Origin of the sequence: Vibrio nitrifigilis (assembly GCF_015686695.1) — a bacterium.
Classification (GTDB): domain Bacteria; phylum Pseudomonadota; class Gammaproteobacteria; order Enterobacterales; family Vibrionaceae; genus Vibrio; species Vibrio nitrifigilis.
In genome coordinates this window covers 1,537,507-1,557,771 of sequence record NZ_JADPMR010000001.1, presented here as the reverse complement: position 1 = coordinate 1,557,771, position 20,265 = coordinate 1,537,507, and the positions used below count along the sequence as shown (strand labels likewise).

Sequence of the window (20,265 nt, the reverse complement as noted above, 5' to 3'; positions counted from 1 at the left end):
AATCCTTTTTAACTAAATTTCTACATGCCAAACGGTTTGTTTGTTTGTTATTCCCACCCGCTGTGCAATGGATTTATCCAACACTAACTGGCTAGAGCTGGTTTGGCATGGCGCGATAAAGGCAGAAAAACCACTATCGCTTTTAAAACCGATTAAATGTGCAGGTGCATCAGGTGCAACCTCTGCAAATGTCACACTCTTTTGGCGCTGTTGCTGCCAAATGTTCAAGGTATTATGGGTGGCACTGAGAATAGGGCCACCGTCAAAAATTTCTACGTATTTATCAGGCTCAAAGCCCTGCCCGCTAAGCAAATTACATTGCAATTCCGCTTTAGGATGCACCATACCGATGGCTTGCTGCGCTTCTTCATCAAACAGCGGGACATACAATGGATAATGTGGCATGAGTTCTGCGATAAATGTGCCATCTTTGGTTCCGTTCAAAAACTCCACTTCATCATAATCTAGGCCGATAAATTTACGCCCAACATGTTCCCAAAATGGAGCGCGGCCAGCGTCATCACACAACCCCGGCAATACTGCCATCCATTCGTTACTAAAACGCTGTGACTCGACACTCATGTACAGCAAGCGCCCTAGTGTAACCAATGCGGGATACAGCGTTTTATGTAGGGAATCGACCACGTAAAAGCTACAAAGATTGGAGTGATCGCTTAAATCATGCGTCAACGACAAAGCATGAACGCGAGAATGCACGTTCAACTCGCGAGAAGAGTGAATCAGCATATCGTTACGGAACGCATAGAAAGGAGTGCGATAACCAGACAGCGCATTAATAGCGCCTGTGCCGACCACTTGTCCGGTTAAGCACTCTTCTAACACAAAGAAATAGCTCTCTTCACCTGGAGTGACCACGTCCTGAGCAAAAGAGTCGATAGAGCGTTCAATTTTACGCACTAAGCTCTCTTTCTTATCTGGCAAAGTGGACACCATAGTGCCACTTTCTTTCGCAAGACGCTCAAGCTGACCTAAGTCGCTTAAACGCGCAGGACGCAGTATTATCATGCTTACTTCCTTGTTTTATATTCCTTTAGAGCTTGCTCAAAGCGAGACAAACCGGTTTCCATTTCTGATTCACTAATATTAAGTGCTGGGGCAAAACGCACCACGTTAGCGCCAGCAATCAATGTCATCACACCATATTCAGTCGCGAGAACGCTGATGGCTTTTGCTTGTCCGGCAAATTCATCAGTCAACTGACAACCAATCAGCAAACCTGCTGAACGGATGTCACTAAACATGTTGAGTTCACTATTTATCTTCTTCAGCACTTCAACAAAATGCGCTTCTTTCGCACGCACATCGGCAAGAAACGCTTCTGAATCAATGATATTAAGCGATACATTCGCGACAGCACAAGCAAGAGGATTACCGCCATACGTTGTGCCATGAGAACCCACCGTAAGACCAGTCGCAAACTTATCTGTAGTCAGGATTGCGCCAATCGGGAAACCACCACCGAGTGCTTTTGCCGTTGACAATACGTCAGGAGTGACACCGTAACCTTGGTACGCATACAAATGGCCGGTACGACCAACGCCCGTTTGCACTTCATCAAAGATCAGCACGGCATTGTTTTGGTCACACAGCTCTCGCACCCCTTGTAAAAATTCAGGAGTGGCAGGAATCACGCCGCCTTCACCCTGAATAGGTTCAACAATTACCGCTGCTGTTTTATCTGAGATCGCCGCTTTTAGCGCCTCGAGATCGTTGAAAGGTAAGTGCGAAATGCCACCTGGTAATGGCGCAAAATCTTTCGAGTAATTTGGCTGACCGCCAGTCGACACAGTAAACAGTGTACGGCCATGGAACGCATTGTTAAACGCAATGATTTCGTTTTTATCTTCGCTGAAATTCTGGCGAGCATAACGTCGAGCTAATTTTAGCGCTGCTTCGTTAGCTTCAGCGCCTGAATTACAGAAAAACGCTTTATCGGCAAAGGTCGCTTCCACTAGATGTTTTGCCAAGGTTAAAACTGGCTCATTGGTATAACCGTTACCGGTATGCCAAAGGTTATCTGATTGCTCAATCAAAGCCTTACGTAATTCGGGATTGGCGTGGCCCAGCGCATTAACCGCAATACCGCCAACAAAGTCGATGTAATCTTTACCGCTCTGATCAAACAAGGTTGAGCCATGTGCCTTCACTGGAATAAAGGGTGCCGGTGAATACACTGGGATCATGTATTGGTCAAAATCTTTCCTTGAGGGAATGGAGTTCTTCATCTTCGTGCCTCTGATTTATCAATGTACCCTATTAAACTACTCGGTTAATTGTTCAGAGCATTTCAAAATTACGACGCAAATTTATAGATTCTCGCGCTTTTATACCCAAATAACCTCAAGATGCTGTTTCAGCGAGAATGGTTTCGCTCTTAGGCAAGGCACTGATATTAAATAGATTTTATATCCGCGCTATCGGTTTAATTTGCGACTACGTTCTTCACGCGGGGTAATTTGATAAAACGCTTTATAGGAAGAAGAAAAATGCGGTCCACTCGAAAAACCACAACTTAAACCGATTTGAACAATGGAGGTATTGGTAGTCAGCAACAGCTTTTTAGCACGCTCAAGTCGCAGCCCTAAATAATGCTTGGCTGGCATCGTATTGAGATATTGTTTAAACAAACGTTCGAGTTGACGCCTCGAAATATGCACCAAATCCGCAATATCATCGGTCGAAAGCGGCTCTTCTATATTTTGCTCCATCAGCTCTAGCGCCATGGTTAATCGAGGCTGGTTAACACCACCAATTAAAGAACTAGGTAAGCGTTGTTTCTCTTCTTGAGATCGAATTCGGTCGATACAGAGATAATCACAGATATCTCTAATGGTTTCAGCGGATTGATAGCGGGAAATCAGGCATAGCACCGCATCTAATGTGGCCAGTTTCCCAACACAAGTAATGCAATTAGGCCCATCATGAAAGAGCTGAGTGCTGATCGGCTGTTGTGGGAAACTCTGCTGAAAATCTTCACTATAATGCCAATGCACAGCCACTGGGCTATCCGACATGAGCCCGATGGCAGCAAGCCAGTAAACGCCACCGTCTAGCGCCAATACCTTAGCATTTGTGTATTTCAGTTGGCGTTTAATAAAGGTGAGATCGGGGCGGAATAACTCGGTATTTGGCGCAGATTCAGCCAGTAAAATAATCCAATCGAAGCCTGATTCTCCCACAACACTTTCTAGGGTAACAGCGTCGTTTTGCTGATGATGAATCACCTCAAACTGGCATTGTTCATTAAGCCGATTAGAGTGTGCAAACGGCTCAATGATCATTCCCAATGCCAACGAAGAACATAGCCTCTGGGAATAAATAACTACCCTGTTTGTCTTTACTGCTACCATCTAATCGTACTTCTTTCCATGAGCACCCATTCAGCCTTGCTGAATATTATTTGCGGGTAAGCATGACGAACAGAGGCCATTTAATCAATGCTTTTATTTCAATTTAAAACGCTTAAAATTGTGCTTAAAATTCACTATATGTTCTTAACGTGAATAAAAAATCATATATCGATTGTCTTATATACCATCATTCCACTCTTCGGGATGAGTTAATAATGTCTTATTAGCAAAAGTTTCAGCCCGAACATCTTGCGGATTATAAATGGCACAACTCTCAAGTGATAAGCAGCCACAACCAATACAACCATCTAGGTCATTTTTTAACGCTTCAAGTTGACGAATTCGATGATTGAGCATTGCTTGCCAATGCGTTGCCATCTGCTGCCATTGTTCTCGAGTCGGCGCTTTGTGTTTAGGTAACACCGCTAATGAATCACCAATTTCTTCAAGGGTTAATCCCACAGTTTGCGCTGCTTTAATGACCGCAACCCGACGTAAGACCTGCCGATCGTACCGACGTTGATTTCCTGCGTTTCGCCAACTGGAAATCAGCCCTTTCTGCTCATAAAAATGCAAAGTCGAGACTTTGACCCCTGCACGCTTTGCTACCTCACCCACGGTCATTTCCATTACTATTTTCCCATCCTTATTATTTACCTTGCCAGAACACAGTAACCTCAAGTTTTATTGAGGTATAGTATTAAGCCATTAAATTGCAGAATCAATATGATGTGGGTAACAGCACCTAGCTGGCTTTGTCGAGATTATGGTTATCCATCTGATTTAAAGATGAAAAATATTGTGCAGGGGGCTTCCCTACCGCCTTTTTAAACATAGTAATAAACGCGGTAACAGATTGATACCCCAGATAATCAGCGACACTTTGTACCGAGCTATCGTTTGAGAGTTGATGCATCGCAATAATAAGATGTAACTGCTGACGCCACCGTCCAAACGTCATTCCCGTTTCATGTTTAAATAACCGCGCGAGTGAACGTTCACTCATTGCCACTTTTGTGCCCCATTCAGCCAAAGTGCGCCTGTCCGCTGGATAATTAAACAAATGCGTGGCTATTTTTTGTAACCTCGGTTCATCAGGAGTAACGAGAGATAAATGTTCAATCGGCATTTGTGCAAGTTCTTCAAGCAATACTAATGCCTTACGCCCCAACGCGCTGTCAGGTGAATACTGGTGAGGCTGCATACTTAAATTCAAAATCAATTCACGAACCAAAGGTGCAATCGAAAGTGTGCACCCTGCCGTAGGCAATGATGACATTGAAGGATGGATAAACAGATAACACACTTGGGCATTGGCTGTGGTGTGAATGCTGTGCATGACGCCCGACGGGATCCAAACTGCACACTGAGGCGGAACAATTAACGTAGATTGAGGAAGTTGACACCGAACACCGCCTTTTAACGCATACACAAGCTGTCCGTGCTGGTGTTGATGCAAGGGCATTTCACTTTTTTCATCTTCAATATCAACCCACATAGCAATCACAGGCGTACTGCATGATTGAGATTCAAGCTGTTCGACGATATCACAGAGCGTGTATTGATCAGATTTCATGTTGTCATAATTTAGCGATTTTTAGTCATATTATATAAATTCATCCTACGTAACAAATGATAAGGTGAACTCAATGATTAACTAAGAGAACCATTTCATGAACAACCATACGAATGACAAACGGACATTGTCATCCATCATGCTCTTTATTGGGATATTACTTGTTGCGTGTAATTTAAGAGCACCGTTTACGGGCGTCGCCCCTGTGCTCGATACGATTCAATCTGTGCTTTCCCTTTCATCGTATCAAACTGGGTTACTCACAACACTGCCGCTCCTTTGTTTTGCGGTCATTTCACCTTTTGTTGCCCAGCTAGAGAAACGATTTGGTTTAAACATCACGTTATTAACTGCGCTCGTGGCCATTATGATCGGTATTCTAGTGCGTTCTTTAGGCTGGGTATCCAGTTTGTATATTGGCACCTTGCTAACCGGAGCGGGTATTGCGGTGGGTAACACGCTGTTGCCCAGTTTGGTCAAGCAAAACTATCCAGACAAAGTGGCGAACATGACAGGGTTATGCGGCTTGTGCATGGGCGTCTCTGCTGGGCTAATTTCTGCCACAATTGTTCCTTTAGATATACTCGGAGGATGGCAAATGGCATTGGGTACGATGGTCATTTTGCCATTATTGGGCGCTGTCATCTGGAGTAAGCAGCTCAACGGTACTACTTACCAACCCAAACAGATTAAAACGCCAAGCTCTATGCGGTCGATTTGGTTAGCACCGCTCGCTTGGCAAATTACACTATTTATGGGCATCAATTCACTGCTTTATTACATGCTAGTGGCATGGCTCCCCACTATTTTGACCGATGCAGGATTCTCAACCTTAGAGGCGGGCTCGGTCCACGGCATGATGCAACTAGCATCAGCACTACCCGGGTTATTTCTTGGCCCCATCGTAAGCCGAATGAAAAACCAAGTCACCATCGCCATTATAATGAGCGGCTTGTTAACGGTCGGACTGATTGGTTTATGGATCGCCCCTCTCGGCGCTATGTTATGGGTATCCTGTTTCGGCGTTGGTTCCGGTGGTGTCATCCTGTTAGCGTATATGTTTATCGGCTTTCGCACTGGCAGCACCACTCAAGCCACCTTACTGTCAGGGATGGCACAAGGAGTGGGTTATTTATTAGCCGCCTCTGGCCCAACATTAGTGGGAATACTGCACAACATTACGCACAATTGGACGGCTGTACTCCTGATTGCCACTGGATTATCTGTGATCATGTTAATTTCAGGGGCGCTGGCTGGGCGTTTAAGAAGTATTGAATTAAGTGACGTAGAAGCAGTTCAAGTTTAATGCTTTCCAATCTAAAAAGGAGCCAATCTCTATGGCTCCTTACCTATCGTGATCTTACGTTATTGATTTCTATGGTAGGGTGACAGCTCTATCTTTACACCTATTCTTTGCCTAAGAGCACATAACACTCTTTGGTCATAAAATTAAAGAGCGATAGTTACAATCGCTCCAAAAACAGGTCACAGGCTCGAAATAAAGCGTCGCGGTCAACGCCGTCGCGAGATTGAATAGAGATGCCATTCACAAAGGTATCGATCATAACGACGAAACACTCAACATCATTAGAATCAAGGTGCCATTCACTCTGCTGAATACCACGTTCTATACACTCTTTTAGCGCTTGGCGAATATCATTGCGCACCGATAGCGCCAGTTGTTCTACCTCTTTATTGTCGTCACAACAGTTCAAACCCGACAATACCGCCATACATCCCGTCGGTGTTTGCGTTGAGGTTTGTAACGTAATGGTTTTGACCAGCATATTTTTTATCGCAACTTTAGCGGGCACACTGGTGTCAGTCAGTAGTGATAGCGTTTCGCCACAAGTATGGGTATACAGCTCTAAACACTCTTTATAGAGCTCGCGTTTAGAACCAAATGCAGAATAAAAACTCGCAGCAGAGAGATTGCCCAAGGTTTTACGTAATTCAGCTAACGACGTACTTTCAAAGCCTTTTTGCCAAAATAGATTCATTGCGCGTTTCACCGCAGCTTCGCGGTTAAATTCTCTAGGGCGTCCAGTACGAGCCATTACGATACCTCTTATTGAAAAACGTAGCGATTATGGCGTATCAGACATCATGGGGAAACCCATAATCCACATTTGTGTGTCCAACTCGCCAAGATTCTTCAATTCATCCCTGAATTTGAAGCACGATACGATTTTTTCTTTCGCTGTTAACATTCGCTCCCAGCATACTATCGCATCACTTCCCTAAGTCCATATACCCAAATCTATTTAGCTATTCTGAATCAGAGCGGTTAATTGTGGTGCAGGGAGAAGTCCAGCAGAACGGTTGATTTCTTTACCATTTTTAAACACAACCACCGTTGGAATACTTCTCACACCTAAAGAGGCCGCGACAGAAGGAAATTGGTCAATATTGACTTCTGCCATTACCAGCGATTCATCCGCAATTTTGTCTGCCACTTCCTCATAGATTGGTGACATCATACGACATGGCATACACCACTCAGCCCAAAGACGCACTGCAAACGTGCCCTCTTTACTCAGATTCTCTTGATAAGTTTCATCATTTAACGTTAATACTTTTGAAGTCATTGACTGTCTCCCATTTACTTTTAGAACAGTCGATCCATAATAGAATGGTTATTACTGTCTTGAGGCACTCGATGCAGTTAACCTGCTCATCGGGCGTGGTTTTAAAGTTAAAATGTATAAAAATGGCTTAGACGAGTGGCGTTCTGCTGGGTTTGATGTTGAATATTGAATCACCCACCGATTGACAGGTAGCAGCTTAAACGACGCTGCTACTTATATTTATACTTGTGCGATAACTTACCGCTCAGCTTCAATCCAACTCATCATACCGGTATATTCAACGCAATCTTTGACGGCACTGCTCGCGTCTTCAATAAAAATTTGCTGACTTTTCGATGTGGGATAAGAGAGGTATTGTGAGCATTCAGCGCTTTGCCCACCTCCTAATACGATTTTTGTGCCCGGTTTTAACGTGCAGCGGACCAATTTATCGAGTGGTGACCACTGATAGCAGATCTCATAGTTTTCCCGATATTTAGCAATTGACCCAGACGGTTGGCTAAACGCCCACCAGCTACCCAATTTACTATTGGGGTTGGTACTATTCCACGCGCGATAGATCACCACTTTCGTTTTAGGTTTTGCCTGATAAACTGCGCCATTGCAGAGCTTTCCTTTACCTGGTTCGCCAAGGGATTGATTCAATAATTTACTGTCGTTCACCGCATAAAATTGATTCGCAAGCTTTTCGGGAAGTTGAGTGTGCCCAAGGCATTGAGCGAGAGGCGTGACAGTGGTGTCACTAGTGGCATTGTTCTCTGATTGCTGCCACGCTGAGCATCCAGATAAAGCGACTGGAATACAAAATAACAAAATCCGTTTCATTTTTAACTTCCTCTAATACATTCATTTCTAACAAGTATAATAGAAAGTTAAGCGTATGATTGCTTATCGTCGAAAGAGGCTAATCACTCCTTTCATGATTGGGCTGACCTGGGCTCTTTTAGAGCGCTCTGAATTCGGCATTCTGAAGTGATTTGGGTATATCAAACGAATAATGCCTCAGTGTGGTGACATCTGAGGCATGAAACTAGAGAGGCTTGACCCATTGAGATCGCCATTCTGGCGCTGGGTAATTGTCTGGAAAATATTCGACCTGTTTAACAATCAAATCATATTCAACAGTATGAAAAGTAATGACTCGATCATTAACCACACTATCGGTAATGGAAACATCGGTCACGACCGTATTGTTTTCGGCGACGATGGAGTGAATAACAAATTGCCACCGCCCATTTGCTGGATATTGGGAGTTAATCGCTACGAAATTATCGCGCCCTTCAATTAACTCAGATGATTGCACCCAGTGGCCTTGAAATTCAGGGGCTAGCCATTCACTTGCTTGAGTGAAATCATTCGAATTCATCGCTTTCCAATAGGCGATAACAACGTCTTTTGGTGTCATAATTTACTCCATTAACTTATTGAAATAAAAGTATAACTAAAAAGAGCAAGTCGATCGAATTGTTAACCTATACTCCGAGAATAATCTCTGGCTTGATTAAATAACGTTTCTGAGATGGTCACACCGGTATAGAGCTTAAATTGCTCGACCGCTTGAATGGCAAAGACTTCACTACCAGAAATCACCGTTTTATTCAGAGACGTAGCGTATGCCATTGCGGGTGTGACTAACGGTTTCGAGACCACATCGAACATGACACTCGCAGCTTGAATATCTTGTTCAGAGAAACACAGCTGCCCTTCGGTATCGCCACCTTGCATACCAAGTGGCGTCGCATTAATCAGTAACTGTGCATCAATACCAGCCATCTCCTTTTTCCAAGTAAAACCCGTACTTTCTGCTAATGCCGCACCACTTTCTTGATTACGAGAAATGATATATCCCTTGGTAAAACCCAATTTAGAGAGGCCATATACGACTGCTTTCGCCATACCACCACTTCCCTTTACCGCAAAGGTCATCGTGTTTGGCACTTGGTATTGTTCAAGGAGTTTAACGATCGCAATATAATCGGTGTTATATGCTTTAAGGTAGCCGTTTGTGTTAACGACAGTATTGACTGACATAATGGCCTGCGCCGATTCATCTAATTCATCAACACAGGCAATAACCCTTTCTTTAAAAGGCATCGAGACTGAACAACCGCGAATGTTTAACGCCCGAACGCCAGTAATCACATCTTCAATACTTTTACTCGAAAACGCTTTGTAGACGAAATTCAGATCCAATTTTTGATACAGATAATTGTGAAAGCGCATCCCATAATTGGTCGGACGAGCCGCAACTGAGATACATAACGTTGAGTCTTTATCTATTGCCACTTCCATTCGCTATACTCCTTTAAAGGGTTTAAACAATTAGAGAATCAATAAGATACCTTAAAGTGTTGGGCAATTACTTGAAGTGACATCATAAAGATGACGCCACTACGTTTAATTCGAATAAAACTAAATCACTATCTGACTGTTAGTAAGTTGAATTAAGCCACCGACAGACGCCTTAACATCCGTAACTCGTATAATTTTGGGCTTTGTCAATAACGTTTGGTAACGCTTATCGCTGGTTAAATATTGTCGAATATACTGCTCTAAATAGTGAAACAAGACCGCGGTATCACCGCTCATGAAAATAGTGCTGATATCAAATGTCACCATCAACTGGGCAAGAATATCGCCAACCGCTTGACTGACCTTTTCAATCGAACGATGGGCTGCCACATCGCCACTGGACAATAACTGTTTGATAGATTGCATTTTTTCACTCACATCGTTACCTGAAATTGATAGGCCTCTTAGCGATTCAATTTCATCTATAATCGCATCACTGGTAACGTAGGCTTCAGTACACCCTTTTGCTCCACAGTAGCATTTCTTTCCGTTAGGTTCGTAATTAACATGCCCTATCCCGAGTGTAGAACCTAAACGCCCCGTCACTAACTGACCATCTAAACAGAGACCGAGTCCCAAGCCAAGGCCGAGACACAGCGAAATAAAGCTCTCTTTTTCCGGATACATCTGCTGCAACTGAAAAGCGCAGCAGTAGTCAACGTTAAAGATCTTGGTGGTAACACCTAAGCATTCACCAATAATTTCCGCCAACTTCACGTTGGTATCTTGGAAAAACTGGCTATGAACCACAATGCCATCTTGCTGTGACACTTTGCCAAAAGTCGCAATCGAAATCAGTTCTAGTTGATCTAACGTTAATGAGTGTTGAGCACATAATACGTTCGCTTCTTGCTTCACAATATTAAGCAGCACATCCGTTGAGTAAGCGACATGAATATCATGATTGGCAGGATCCACCGGCCAATCTACTTCATTAGCAGCATGGATCTTTCCGGTAAAATCAATCAGATAAGAACTCACGCCCTGTTTTGTCAAATAGAAACAGAGGCTAAACTTAATATTAGGCACCAACTGCAATAAGGTTTCTGGTCGGCCACGACCTTGCTCGCTCGACTGTTTTACAGCAACTTGCGCCTCTTCAATAATACCTTCGTCAAACAATGCTTTTGTGACTTTTGTTAGAGCAGATTTACCTAATCCGGTCGCACGAGCGAGCTCAACTCGAGAATAAGCTTCTTTCCTGAGGAGCGCTACGACGCGGTTCTTACCGTTTAATTTTTTCATTATTGAAACTTTACGACATCAAATACAACATTACATTAACATTTATTTTTACAATTAGCACAAAGTTAATGATCAAAATCACATGACTGCTTGCTTTTTATTCGACATCTATATTCTTCGTAATTTTATTACTAAAATATTCACACATAATCGCTCTCACTCACGGGTATCACTAGTGGCACATCATTCACCCCACTGACCGCAACCGTGTGGCGAACAACAATGACATACTTTTAATGACAAATAGATGATCCAAAAGCCGAACACACAGGCTTTAATGACACCCATATTGATTTTTATAAAATCAAAGTTCAATTTATTTTTACAAATAACAGCTTTTTGGGACAAATAGTCGCGCTGAAATTGAACTAAAAAAGGCGCTCACTGAGCGCCTTTTACTTGAATATTAAGGGTTAAAGTACCAATGTTTTTGTCATCCCTTTGCCGTAATGCCCTGACATATTACAATCAAATTCAACGGTTGTTGTTCCATGAAAATGCCACAACATTCGCTGTGCTTGTCCAGGTTTAACCACTACCGAGCTGCCGTCTGTTTTATGATGATTTGGCATGCTGCTGAGCATCGCTCGATAATCGGCTTGCTCTTTTGGCGAACCAATAGAGAATTCATGTGATTGCTTGCCTTTATTCATAATCGCAAACTGCACGATGTCGCCTGGTTTTATCGGTGTCGAGCTTTTAAATTGAATGGTCATGTCATCAGATAACACCACCGGAATGACTTTATCAGGTTGAGCGCCATTAGCTGGCATACCAACCGCAGAGACGCTTGGCATACTCATGGCGTTATGCTCCATACCCATTTCAGAGCTCATATGATCGTGACTGTTCATCTCTGCAATAGCCGGTGTGCTGATCGCACCCAAGATTACTAAAGACATGATAGATTTATTCATTTGTTACACCCTCAGTTTGTTGTCGACGTTTGCTTGGTAATTTCGCGTGATTTCCATAGTTTGAAAATTGCCGGGATAACTAACAAAGTCAGTATCACCGCCGATCCCATGCCACCAATCATGGGGGCAGCGATCCGCTGCATCACACTCGCTCCTGTACCCGATCCATACATGATGGGCACTAAACCAATAATGATGGTGGATACTGTCATCATGACCGGGCGTACACGTAGCCCTGCCCCTTCTTGAATTGAACGTATTAAATCGTCATTGGTTAACATTCTCTGTTGCTCTAATGCATCGAGTTTGCAGCGATGCCACGCCTGGTTAAGATAAACCAACATGATGACCCCAATTTCAACAGCAACCCCTGCTAACGCAATAAAGCCGACCCCCACTGCCACCGAGAAGTTGTAGTTAAGTAAATGCATTAACCACACACCGCCTACCATTGCTAAGGGCAGTGTCGCCATAATAACCAACACTTCCCCGACGCGTTTAAAAGCGAAGTACAATAGCAACATAATGATGCCAATAGTGATAGGAACAACGATACTTAACCGCTGCTTCGCCCTTTCCAAATATTCATACTGCCCCGTCCAAGAAATAGAGTAGCCTGTTGGTAATACAAGATTTTTAGCAACCGTTTGTTTGGCTTCATTCACATACGATCCTAAATCACGCCCCGCGATATCGACGTAAACCCAGCCATTGGGTCGAGCATTCTCTGTTTTGATCATTGGCGGTCCATCTTCATAACGAATGGCAGCCACATCAGCTAAAGGAATACGCGCCCCCGTCGGCGTAACAATAGGTAAGTCTTTCAGCTTTTCAACCGAATCACGATACTCTTGCGGATAACGGACATTAATAGGAAAACGTTCTAACCCCTCTACTGTTTCTGACACATTCGTGCCACCAATCGCAGTGGCGATCACCTGCTGAATATCTGCGATATTCAGACCATAACGAGCGGCCACCTTACGATGGATATCGACCGTAATATAGCGGCCACCAGCAACACGTTCAGCATAAACAGACGTCGTCCCTTGAATGCTATTTAAGATAGGTTCCAGCTTAGCGCCAATATCTTGGATGACTTTCAGATCAGAGCCAGCAATCTTAATACCAATTGGAGTTTTGACACCTGTAGCTAACATATCAATCCGAGTTTGAATCGGCATCACCCAAGCATTCGTCACGCCAGGGAATTGAATCAACTGATTGAATTCTTTACGCAAAGACTCACTGGTGACTCCCTTACGCCATTCAGATTTAGGTTTAAGCTGAATCGTCGTTTCCACCATGGTTAAAGGCGCTGGATCAGTCGCCGTTTCCGCTCGGCCCACTTTGCCCCACACCGTTTTAACTTCTGGCACAGTTTTAATGAGCTTGTTCGTTTGTTGCAGTAACTCGCGTGCCTTACCGACCGAAATACCTGGATAGGTCGTTGGCATATACATGATATCGCCCTCATCCAACGGCGGAATAAACTCACTACCCAGTTGTGTCGCTGGATAAATCGCAGAGATCATTAACGCGATGGTCAGCATAATCATGGTTTTCGGGTGAGAAATACTCACTTGAAGCAGTGGACGATAACCAGCAATCAAGCCCTTGTTGATGGGATTGTTATGTTCTGAACGAATTTTTCCTCGTACAAAATAGCCCATCAAAACAGGCACTAAAGTAATCGCCAGCCCAGCCGCGACAGCCATAGAATAGGTTTTTGTAAACGCCAGAGGCGAAAACATTTTCCCTTCTTGTCCTTGCAAGGAAAACACTGGCACAAAGCTTAACGTGATAATAAGCAGTGAGAAAAATAGAGGGGCCCCCACTTCTTCTGCTGCATCCGCGATCACTTGCCAGCGATTTTCCTTCGTCAGTGGGGTCCGCTCGATGTGCTTATGCACGTTTTCAATCATCACTATCGCGCCATCGACCATGGCTCCAATCGCTATAGCAATTCCCCCTAGCGACATGATATTGGCATTAATTCCCTGCCAATGCATGATGACAAATGCCCCTAAAATGCCCACGGGCAAACTGATAGCAATCACCAGAGAAGAGCGAATATGAAATAAAAATAGAGCGCACACGATCGCCACGACTATAAATTCTTCAGCTAACTTATGCCAAAGGTTCTCTACCGCATGGTTGATGAGTGTGGAGCGATCATAGGTAGGTACAATTTCCACGCCAGGCGGTAAGCTACGTTGTAACGTTTTCAGTTTTTGCTTAACTCGCTCAATCACCGCACTAGCATTTTCACCGTAACGCATCACAACAATGCCGCCGACAACTTCGCCTTCACCATTAAGTTCTGATACCCCACGGCGCATTTGTGGACCAATGTTAATATCCGCCACATCCCCCAACAGTACGGGCGTACCCGATGATGTCATTTTTAATGGAATGGAACGTATATCTTCAACATTGGATAGATACCCATTGGTGCGCACCATATGCTCGGCTTCGGCCACTTCAACGACTGACGCACCGGTTTCCTGATTGCCCCGTTTTATGGCTTGATTCACTTGTTGCAGCGTTAAGTTGTACGCGCGCAGCTTGGCCGGATCAATTTGCACCTGATATTGCTTAACCATGCCGCCAACAGTCGCGATTTCCGATACGCCATCCACGGTTTGCAATTCATATTTTAAAAACCAATCTTGAATAGCACGTAGATCGGCTAAATCATGTTTACCGGTTTTATCTTGTAATGCATAGGTGTAAATCCAACCCACTCCTGTTGCATCAGGCCCGAGTGTTGGCTTTGCTTGCGCAGGTAATTTGGAGGTCACTTGACTTAAATATTCCAATACCCGTGAGCGAGCCCAATACATATCCGTCTTGTCATTAAAGATGATGTAAACATAAGAGTCGCCGAAGAACGAGTAGCCCCGCACCGTTTCCGCCCCTGGAACTGCCAGCATTGCGGTTGTTAACGGATAGGTCACTTGATCTTCTACCACTTGTGGCGCCTGACCGGGGTAACTGGTTTTGATAATAACTTGGACATCAGATAGATCCGGCAAAGCATCAATGGGAGTTTGCTTTACGCTGTATAAGCCCCCGGCGATTAAGACCAGTGTTGCCAAAATAACCATCAGCCGATTTCTGACCGACCAGTGAATAATTCGACCAATCATTATTTATCCTCCCGGCGCTGAGAGTGAGAAGCGGCAATATCGCTCAACTGGTAATCTGACCCTTGTTTTATCAACGTTACCGTTACCTGTTGTCCTTCTTTGAATGCACTCAAATCAATTGCGTCACTGACCGTGAAATTCATCTCTCCGGCTTTCCAACCAAGAGATTGCACCGCAGGATGTTGAATGGTTAACATATGAAAATCAGCCATCACCATGTTGATCGTCGCATCGAGCGTTACTGGTTTTGCCACTTCCATTGACCCTAATTGATACTGGGTAATTTCATATTGTCCTGTTGCGGTTTTATGTAACTGAAAATCAATGGATTGCCCGACAGAAGCCGCCTGCCAATCAACGTCCTGCGCCAAGGTGAAATTCATGTCCATACTTGGCCAATTCCATTGCGCTACAGGCTGGTGATGAATGGTTAACATACGATGGGCCTGCATCACTTTAGTAATATTACCTTTAGCCCAAACCGTTGTTGCCACTGGCTTATTTTCAGGAGAATTAATACGACTTAAATCAGCCGATAAGCTCGATTCAGAATCAATCAGGAATTGTGCCGAAGTAACGATACGCTCACCGGCGCTCAAACCACTCACGACTTCTATTTTTCCCGCGGCTTCACGGCCAATTTTTATGCGCGCAGAACGAAATTTGCCCTCACCTTGGGCAAGTACCACACGCGTCATATCGTTGGTGCGTATTACGGCTTGAGAAGGAATCAACAAATGTTCGGCGGTTGTTTGCGGTTCTAATGACACATTAGCAAACATATTGGGTTTTAACGTTTTATCACGATTATCAAAAACCAAACGGACGCGTAATGTGCGAGTTTGACTATCAATAATCGGATAGATGTAATCCACTTTACCAACCCAAGTTTTTCCCGGTTGAGATGCCAGAGTCATCACAGCAGGTGTGCCCTGTTTAATCCAATGCAACTGCCGTTCAAAGATCTCAGTGTTTACCCATACTTTATCGATGGAACCTGCGCTTAACGCAGTGGCAGCAGGTGTTAAGTAACTCCCGTTACGTATATTTAGCGAAGCAATAATGCCGTCATCAGGCGCATAAATGTTAATAACGCGCTGCGATTTTCCTTGCTTAACCAGTTGTTCTATCTGCTGGCGCTCTAGCCCTAAAGCGAGTAATCGTTCACGCGCTCCGTTGATCAGATTGGGCCGGTTAACTCGATAAGCGTTAAACAATTCATCTTGCGCATTCACCAATTCAGGAGAATACAAAGAAAATAAAACATCGCCTTTTTTGACCTGTTCACCGATAGCATGCACATGAGTATTCTCGACCCAGCCGCTCACTCGCAGGTTCAGTTGCCATACTTGGCTATCATCAAACCCTACATACCCAACAGTATGTATTTTGGGCGTTAACACGCCTTTGCTAACCAGCGCTGTTTTTACACCCAAGTTATTAACCACCGCAGGATCGATTTTGACCGTGCCGGGTTTATCTTGGAGCGATTGTTCATCGGCATAGACGGGGATTAAATCCATCCCCATTGGTGATTTCCCTGGCTTGTCGCGTTTATATTTTGGATCCATCGGTGCAACCCAATACAAAGGTTGTTTGTTGCCAGCTTGCTTGACTGTCGCTCCATCACTATCCGATAAATACGCATGAGTGGCATAACCAAACCCGCCACCAATCGCAAGAGCCAACACTGACATTATGATCTTATTCATTGTTTTACCTCAAAAATTAAAACTGATAGTGATTGATGTGATCGCCCAATGCAGCAGGCGAAAACCCATCAAACCAATACGCTAAATTTGCTTTCGTCTGGTTCTGTTCGGTGAGAAGCTTTTGGTAATTCAGTTCTAGCGACAGATGGTCAAGATTGGCAGAGACCAGATCTTTAAATGAGGCCGTACTGGAATCATAAGCTCTCGTCACCGCAGCCAGATGCGAATGCGATTGAGGTATGAATTGATCTCGATAGCGAGTAATGCGTTGATCTAACCCTTGTAGAGTCGTCAGTTGTTGGTTCACCTGAGCATTAATTTGCTGCAAGAGTAAATCCCGTTCTAGTTTTGCAGAGCCCAATTTATATTTGGCTGCATTCACAGCACGATCTTGTTTGTTATCGGTAAAAATCGGGACATCGAAGGTCACAAATGCACTTGCCACATCGGGAGCATTACTACCATCCATTAACTTCCCATCACGATGCCCATAAGAGACTTCCACACCAAACTGAGGTTTGTAGCGCTGCTGTTGCAATGACACATCCGTCTCTTGCACAGCAATCGCCTTTTCAGCCTGTTTGATTAATGGATGCTGCATAAACAACGCGTGATTATCTCCGGGTTTTACATGCTCAAATACCGGTTGTAACCGCGGCCATTGCACCACATTGGAGGCGAGAGAAGGATCGTTAGATGACATCCACTCAGCACCAAACCATTCGGAAAGCTGACTGACTACTTGGGCTCTTAGCTGCTTATTGGCATCAATACTTTCTTGAGTTTGCGTGACTTGCAGTTCAACAGAAAGCACATCTTGCGCCGCCTTTTTGCCTAACGAATAATTGGTTTCATTATTTTTTACCAATTGCTGTTGGAAAGACAAACGCTGATTTAAGTTATCGAGTGCAATATTGAGATAGCCCAATTGCAGCCAAAGACGACAAACATTACGAGCAATATCTAACGAACGTAATTGAGCACTTAATTCACTCGCATCGGCTTGTTGATTGGCCTTTTGTTTCATTAAATTTAGCGTATCGCCACGTGAGAATTGTTGACCAATTCCAACCACAACACTGGTCATTGATTCATCATCCAATGCCCATGAGTCAATCGGCACATTTGAAGCACCAAATTTAATTTTTGGATCAGGTAACGTGGCATCAGCAATACCTTGCTCTCGCATAGATTGCGACTGATGCTCAATGCTTGCACGTTTAAAATCACTGCTTACCGCTTGATTAATCAAACGATTTAACTGTTCGGTTGATTGATAGATTGCCTGCTGTTTGGACGCAGCAGTACTCTCTGCAGCCATACTGTAAGCGACAGGCATCGCGAACAGTACACCTAATACGATAGGTGTCCATCGACGGAATTTTCTCATTGTATAAATCCATAACATATTGCGTCTTAAGTAGGCTTAAGACAAAAAAGACAAGTAATATGAGATGGTTAAACTATTGGAGGTCGATATAATGAAGAGGGGTAGCCTTGCTGCGCTTTATGCACAGTTAAACTAGCAACATGGGTGGTTAAACGTTCTATGACTGAAAAAGTATGGACAAATAACGCGCCAACAACGTGTCCGCAAGAGCTGGAACCACACTGTTGTGACATGGAGTGATCACAATGATCACTCATTGCTTTATGTTGCTCCGCACATTGATTCGCACAAGCGTCATGATGAGATGCCGTTGCCATTTTCATACGAGGAGAATGCATCGCAGAAGCAGGCTTGCTCATTAATATTGTATTGTGGGAAGAAAATGCCATCGCCGAATGCGTCGCTGTATCATACGTGCCTAACACGGCCGCAATACTCTGCCCACCCGTTGCAAGCGCGAACAGTGTACAAAGAATAACGACGATACGGTGACTCAGCGTAAATGACAATTCAGTAAATCCCTAGAAATATTGCATTTATTCTTGTTGATAAACTCGATTCTTGTCAACAAGGAAATGCTAAATAATTATAAATTACTTCTCTATTTACTGTTGTTAACCTCAATTTTTACATAGACGGTTCAAGGTCGTTACATCGCTAACAAAAATGCTGCACTGACAATCCCGTGGCTATTGTAAATATCGCTAAAGTCTTTAGGATCCCCTATCAAATCACATCGATAAACACTGGATAAAGCCCATGAACACCGTCCCTATTATTATCCTAAATGGCTTTCTTGGTTCAGGTAAAACCACCTTGCTCAGAAACCTACTGGTTCAATCACATGAACAAAACCGCGCAGTCAGCGTGATTGTTAACGACATGAGTGAATTAGATGTTGATGGTGTACTCGTCGCCAACACGGATATAGTAGGCAAAGAACAGCATAACTTTGTGACTGTCGCAGCAGATAGTTTAAGTAGCCCGACAGGGATCAAAAAGCTCGATCAAGCCATCACCGATCTGCTGGCTAATAAAACCCCAGACTTGATTGTGATAGAAACCTCCGGCAGTAGCCATCCACTGCCTTTAGTGAAGTATCTGCGTACCCAAACCCAACGGGTTGCGCTGAAAGGTGTGTTAACGCTAGCTGATAGCTTGATGCTCGACCAAGATTATCAGTCTGGTTCTTTACTGATCCCGAGACTGCAGCACAATTTGCAAGCAGGAGTGCGCAACACGGTCAACTTGCTGGCAGAACAAATTATGTTCTGTAGCCACCTATTGCTGACTAAAACCGACCGCATCAACAATGATAAGTTGTCACAAATTGCACAGTCGATTCACCCATTAAATCCGTACGTTGCGATTCTGTCCATGCAATGGGGGAATTTTGCCTTAGAAGAACTATTTTCACTGCCGGATTACGACTTTCATCGTGTGGAGCAGTTGATTGCTGAACTGGAACCAGAAATTGTGGCAAAGCCAGAAAGTGCTCGCCCATACAATATGGAAACTCGGGTAATTGAAGATGACCGCCCTTTCCATCCGCAGCGATTATGGGAAACGTGTCAGCAGTTTTTAGGCCAAGAAATTTACCGTAGTAAAGGTTTCTTTTGGTTACCGACCCGCGATGATTTAGCCCTGCTGTGGAACCAAGCGGCAGGCAGTATCAGCCTAGAATTTATTAGCTATTGGCGAGCAGGGATTGTTGAAGATCCGAATAATGGTTTAACTGAAAATGAAGTGGCATTATTGCGCGAGAAAGTTGCTCAGGAATCAGGCCGATTCGGTGACCGCCGTTGCCGATTAACCGTGATTGGTGATCGCTCTCAAGTCGATGATTTTACTCAAGCGTTAAAACGCTGTTTTCTTACAGAAGATGAAATCACCGACTGGCAAGCGGGCGCTCAATTTCCTGCCCCTTGGCCAAAAACCGTTACCAAGCGCAAGGGTTAACGC

General features: G+C 44.1%; 18 protein-coding genes. 2 read left to right on the top strand and 16 right to left on the bottom strand.

Translation table 11 applies throughout. The features are described 5' to 3' along the window. Positions 1–12: 12 nt before the first annotated feature. From I1A42_RS07015 to I1A42_RS06995, 5 genes are all read right to left on the bottom strand, one after another. Entirely contained in the window at positions 13–1,026 is a 1,014-nt protein-coding gene (locus I1A42_RS07015; protein ID WP_196123024.1) for an arginine N-succinyltransferase, read from the bottom strand. A 2-nt stretch (positions 1,027–1,028) separates the two neighbouring features. Further along, the gene (locus tag I1A42_RS07010) at positions 1,029–2,246 is read right to left on the bottom strand and encodes a bifunctional succinylornithine transaminase/acetylornithine transaminase (RefSeq protein WP_196123023.1); all 1,218 of its coding nucleotides are present in this window, start codon (positions 2,244–2,246) and stop codon (positions 1,029–1,031) included. Between the two features lie 189 nt (positions 2,247–2,435). Continuing rightward, the gene (locus I1A42_RS07005) at positions 2,436–3,302 is read right to left on the bottom strand and encodes a GlxA family transcriptional regulator (RefSeq protein ID WP_196123022.1); all 867 of its coding nucleotides are present in this window, start codon (positions 3,300–3,302) and stop codon (positions 2,436–2,438) included. Positions 3,303–3,548: 246 nt separating this feature from the next. Then, the gene (gene soxR / locus I1A42_RS07000) at positions 3,549–4,001 is read right to left on the bottom strand and encodes a redox-sensitive transcriptional activator SoxR (RefSeq protein ID WP_196123021.1); all 453 of its coding nucleotides are present in this window, start codon (positions 3,999–4,001) and stop codon (positions 3,549–3,551) included. A gap of 115 nt (positions 4,002–4,116) precedes the next feature. Continuing rightward, positions 4,117–4,947 (bottom strand): AraC family transcriptional regulator, encoded by an 831-nt coding sequence (locus I1A42_RS06995; RefSeq protein ID WP_196123020.1) that lies wholly within the window; start codon positions 4,945–4,947, stop codon positions 4,117–4,119. Between the two features lie 97 nt (positions 4,948–5,044). Between I1A42_RS06995 and I1A42_RS06990 the strand changes: the two genes are divergently transcribed. Beyond that, positions 5,045–6,253: an MFS transporter gene (locus tag I1A42_RS06990; RefSeq protein WP_230389350.1), complete on the top strand. Its 1,209-nt coding sequence runs from the start codon at positions 5,045–5,047 to the stop codon at positions 6,251–6,253. Between the two features lie 157 nt (positions 6,254–6,410). Here I1A42_RS06990 and I1A42_RS06985 read toward each other — a convergent pair whose 3' ends face one another. From I1A42_RS06985 to I1A42_RS06935, 11 genes are all read right to left on the bottom strand, one after another. Beyond that, positions 6,411–7,004 (bottom strand): TetR/AcrR family transcriptional regulator, encoded by a 594-nt coding sequence (locus I1A42_RS06985; protein ID WP_161156340.1) that lies wholly within the window; start codon positions 7,002–7,004, stop codon positions 6,411–6,413. A gap of 207 nt (positions 7,005–7,211) precedes the next feature. Continuing rightward, a complete protein-coding gene (locus I1A42_RS06980; RefSeq protein ID WP_161156338.1) occupies positions 7,212–7,535 on the bottom strand; it encodes a thioredoxin family protein in 324 nt (107 codons plus the stop codon). Positions 7,536–7,772: 237 nt separating this feature from the next. Next, the gene (locus tag I1A42_RS06975; RefSeq protein WP_196123019.1) at positions 7,773–8,360 is read right to left on the bottom strand and encodes a hypothetical protein; all 588 of its coding nucleotides are present in this window, start codon (positions 8,358–8,360) and stop codon (positions 7,773–7,775) included. A gap of 205 nt (positions 8,361–8,565) precedes the next feature. Then, positions 8,566–8,940: a nuclear transport factor 2 family protein gene (locus tag I1A42_RS06970; protein WP_196123018.1), complete on the bottom strand. Its 375-nt coding sequence runs from the start codon at positions 8,938–8,940 to the stop codon at positions 8,566–8,568. A 62-nt stretch (positions 8,941–9,002) separates the two neighbouring features. Then, positions 9,003–9,827, bottom strand: a complete 825-nt coding sequence (locus tag I1A42_RS06965) for a shikimate 5-dehydrogenase (protein ID WP_161156324.1) — start codon at positions 9,825–9,827, stop codon at positions 9,003–9,005. A 120-nt stretch (positions 9,828–9,947) separates the two neighbouring features. Next, complete coding sequence (locus I1A42_RS06960) at positions 9,948–11,132, bottom strand: ROK family transcriptional regulator (protein ID WP_161156322.1); 1,185 nt, start codon at positions 11,130–11,132, stop codon at positions 9,948–9,950. A gap of 413 nt (positions 11,133–11,545) precedes the next feature. Further along, positions 11,546–12,049: a cupredoxin domain-containing protein gene (locus tag I1A42_RS06955; protein WP_196123017.1), complete on the bottom strand. Its 504-nt coding sequence runs from the start codon at positions 12,047–12,049 to the stop codon at positions 11,546–11,548. A gap of 11 nt (positions 12,050–12,060) precedes the next feature. Further along, positions 12,061–15,201, bottom strand: a complete 3,141-nt coding sequence (locus I1A42_RS06950; protein ID WP_161156319.1) for an efflux RND transporter permease subunit — start codon at positions 15,199–15,201, stop codon at positions 12,061–12,063. Next, a complete protein-coding gene (locus tag I1A42_RS06945; protein WP_196123016.1) occupies positions 15,201–16,913 on the bottom strand; it encodes an efflux RND transporter periplasmic adaptor subunit in 1,713 nt (570 codons plus the stop codon). Before I1A42_RS06945 ends, I1A42_RS06950 begins: the two co-directional genes overlap by 1 nt. A gap of 16 nt (positions 16,914–16,929) precedes the next feature. Continuing rightward, positions 16,930–18,303 carry a TolC family protein gene (locus I1A42_RS06940; protein ID WP_161156315.1) on the bottom strand — a complete coding sequence of 458 codons (1,374 nt, stop codon included), beginning with the start codon at positions 18,301–18,303 and terminating at the stop codon, positions 16,930–16,932. A gap of 68 nt (positions 18,304–18,371) precedes the next feature. Continuing rightward, on the bottom strand, positions 18,372–18,812 hold the full coding sequence (locus I1A42_RS06935) for a hypothetical protein (RefSeq protein ID WP_161156313.1): 441 nt from the start codon (positions 18,810–18,812) through the stop codon (positions 18,372–18,374). A 250-nt stretch (positions 18,813–19,062) separates the two neighbouring features. Here I1A42_RS06935 and I1A42_RS06930 point away from each other — a divergent pair, with 250 nt between their 5' ends. Beyond that, positions 19,063–20,262: a CobW family GTP-binding protein gene (locus I1A42_RS06930; protein WP_196123015.1), complete on the top strand. Its 1,200-nt coding sequence runs from the start codon at positions 19,063–19,065 to the stop codon at positions 20,260–20,262. The last annotated feature ends 3 nt before the right edge of the window (positions 20,263–20,265 follow it).

Excerpts from the sequence above, each read along its gene's own strand:
- I1A42_RS07015 (WP_196123024.1), bottom strand. The coding sequence starts at position 1,026 with ATGATAATACTGCGTCCTGCGCGTTTAAGCGACTTAGGTCAGCTTGAG.
- I1A42_RS07010 (WP_196123023.1), bottom strand. The coding sequence starts at position 2,246 with ATGAAGAACTCCATTCCCTCAAGGAAAGATTTTGACCAATACATGATC.
- I1A42_RS07005 (WP_196123022.1), bottom strand. The coding sequence starts at position 3,302 with ATGATCATTGAGCCGTTTGCACACTCTAATCGGCTTAATGAACAATGC.
- soxR (WP_196123021.1), bottom strand. The coding sequence starts at position 4,001 with ATGGAAATGACCGTGGGTGAGGTAGCAAAGCGTGCAGGGGTCAAAGTC.
- I1A42_RS06995 (WP_196123020.1), bottom strand. The coding sequence starts at position 4,947 with ATGAAATCTGATCAATACACGCTCTGTGATATCGTCGAACAGCTTGAA.
- I1A42_RS06990 (WP_230389350.1), top strand. The coding sequence starts at position 5,045 with ATGAACAACCATACGAATGACAAACGGACATTGTCATCCATCATGCTC.
- I1A42_RS06985 (WP_161156340.1), bottom strand. The coding sequence starts at position 7,004 with ATGGCTCGTACTGGACGCCCTAGAGAATTTAACCGCGAAGCTGCGGTG.
- I1A42_RS06980 (WP_161156338.1), bottom strand. The coding sequence starts at position 7,535 with ATGACTTCAAAAGTATTAACGTTAAATGATGAAACTTATCAAGAGAAT.
- I1A42_RS06975 (WP_196123019.1), bottom strand. The coding sequence starts at position 8,360 with ATGAAACGGATTTTGTTATTTTGTATTCCAGTCGCTTTATCTGGATGC.
- I1A42_RS06970 (WP_196123018.1), bottom strand. The coding sequence starts at position 8,940 with ATGACACCAAAAGACGTTGTTATCGCCTATTGGAAAGCGATGAATTCG.
- I1A42_RS06965 (WP_161156324.1), bottom strand. The coding sequence starts at position 9,827 with ATGGAAGTGGCAATAGATAAAGACTCAACGTTATGTATCTCAGTTGCG.
- I1A42_RS06960 (WP_161156322.1), bottom strand. The coding sequence starts at position 11,132 with ATGAAAAAATTAAACGGTAAGAACCGCGTCGTAGCGCTCCTCAGGAAA.
- I1A42_RS06955 (WP_196123017.1), bottom strand. The coding sequence starts at position 12,049 with ATGAATAAATCTATCATGTCTTTAGTAATCTTGGGTGCGATCAGCACA.
- I1A42_RS06950 (WP_161156319.1), bottom strand. The coding sequence starts at position 15,201 with ATGATTGGTCGAATTATTCACTGGTCGGTCAGAAATCGGCTGATGGTT.
- I1A42_RS06945 (WP_196123016.1), bottom strand. The coding sequence starts at position 16,913 with ATGAATAAGATCATAATGTCAGTGTTGGCTCTTGCGATTGGTGGCGGG.
- I1A42_RS06940 (WP_161156315.1), bottom strand. The coding sequence starts at position 18,303 with ATGAGAAAATTCCGTCGATGGACACCTATCGTATTAGGTGTACTGTTC.
- I1A42_RS06930 (WP_196123015.1), top strand. The coding sequence starts at position 19,063 with ATGAACACCGTCCCTATTATTATCCTAAATGGCTTTCTTGGTTCAGGT.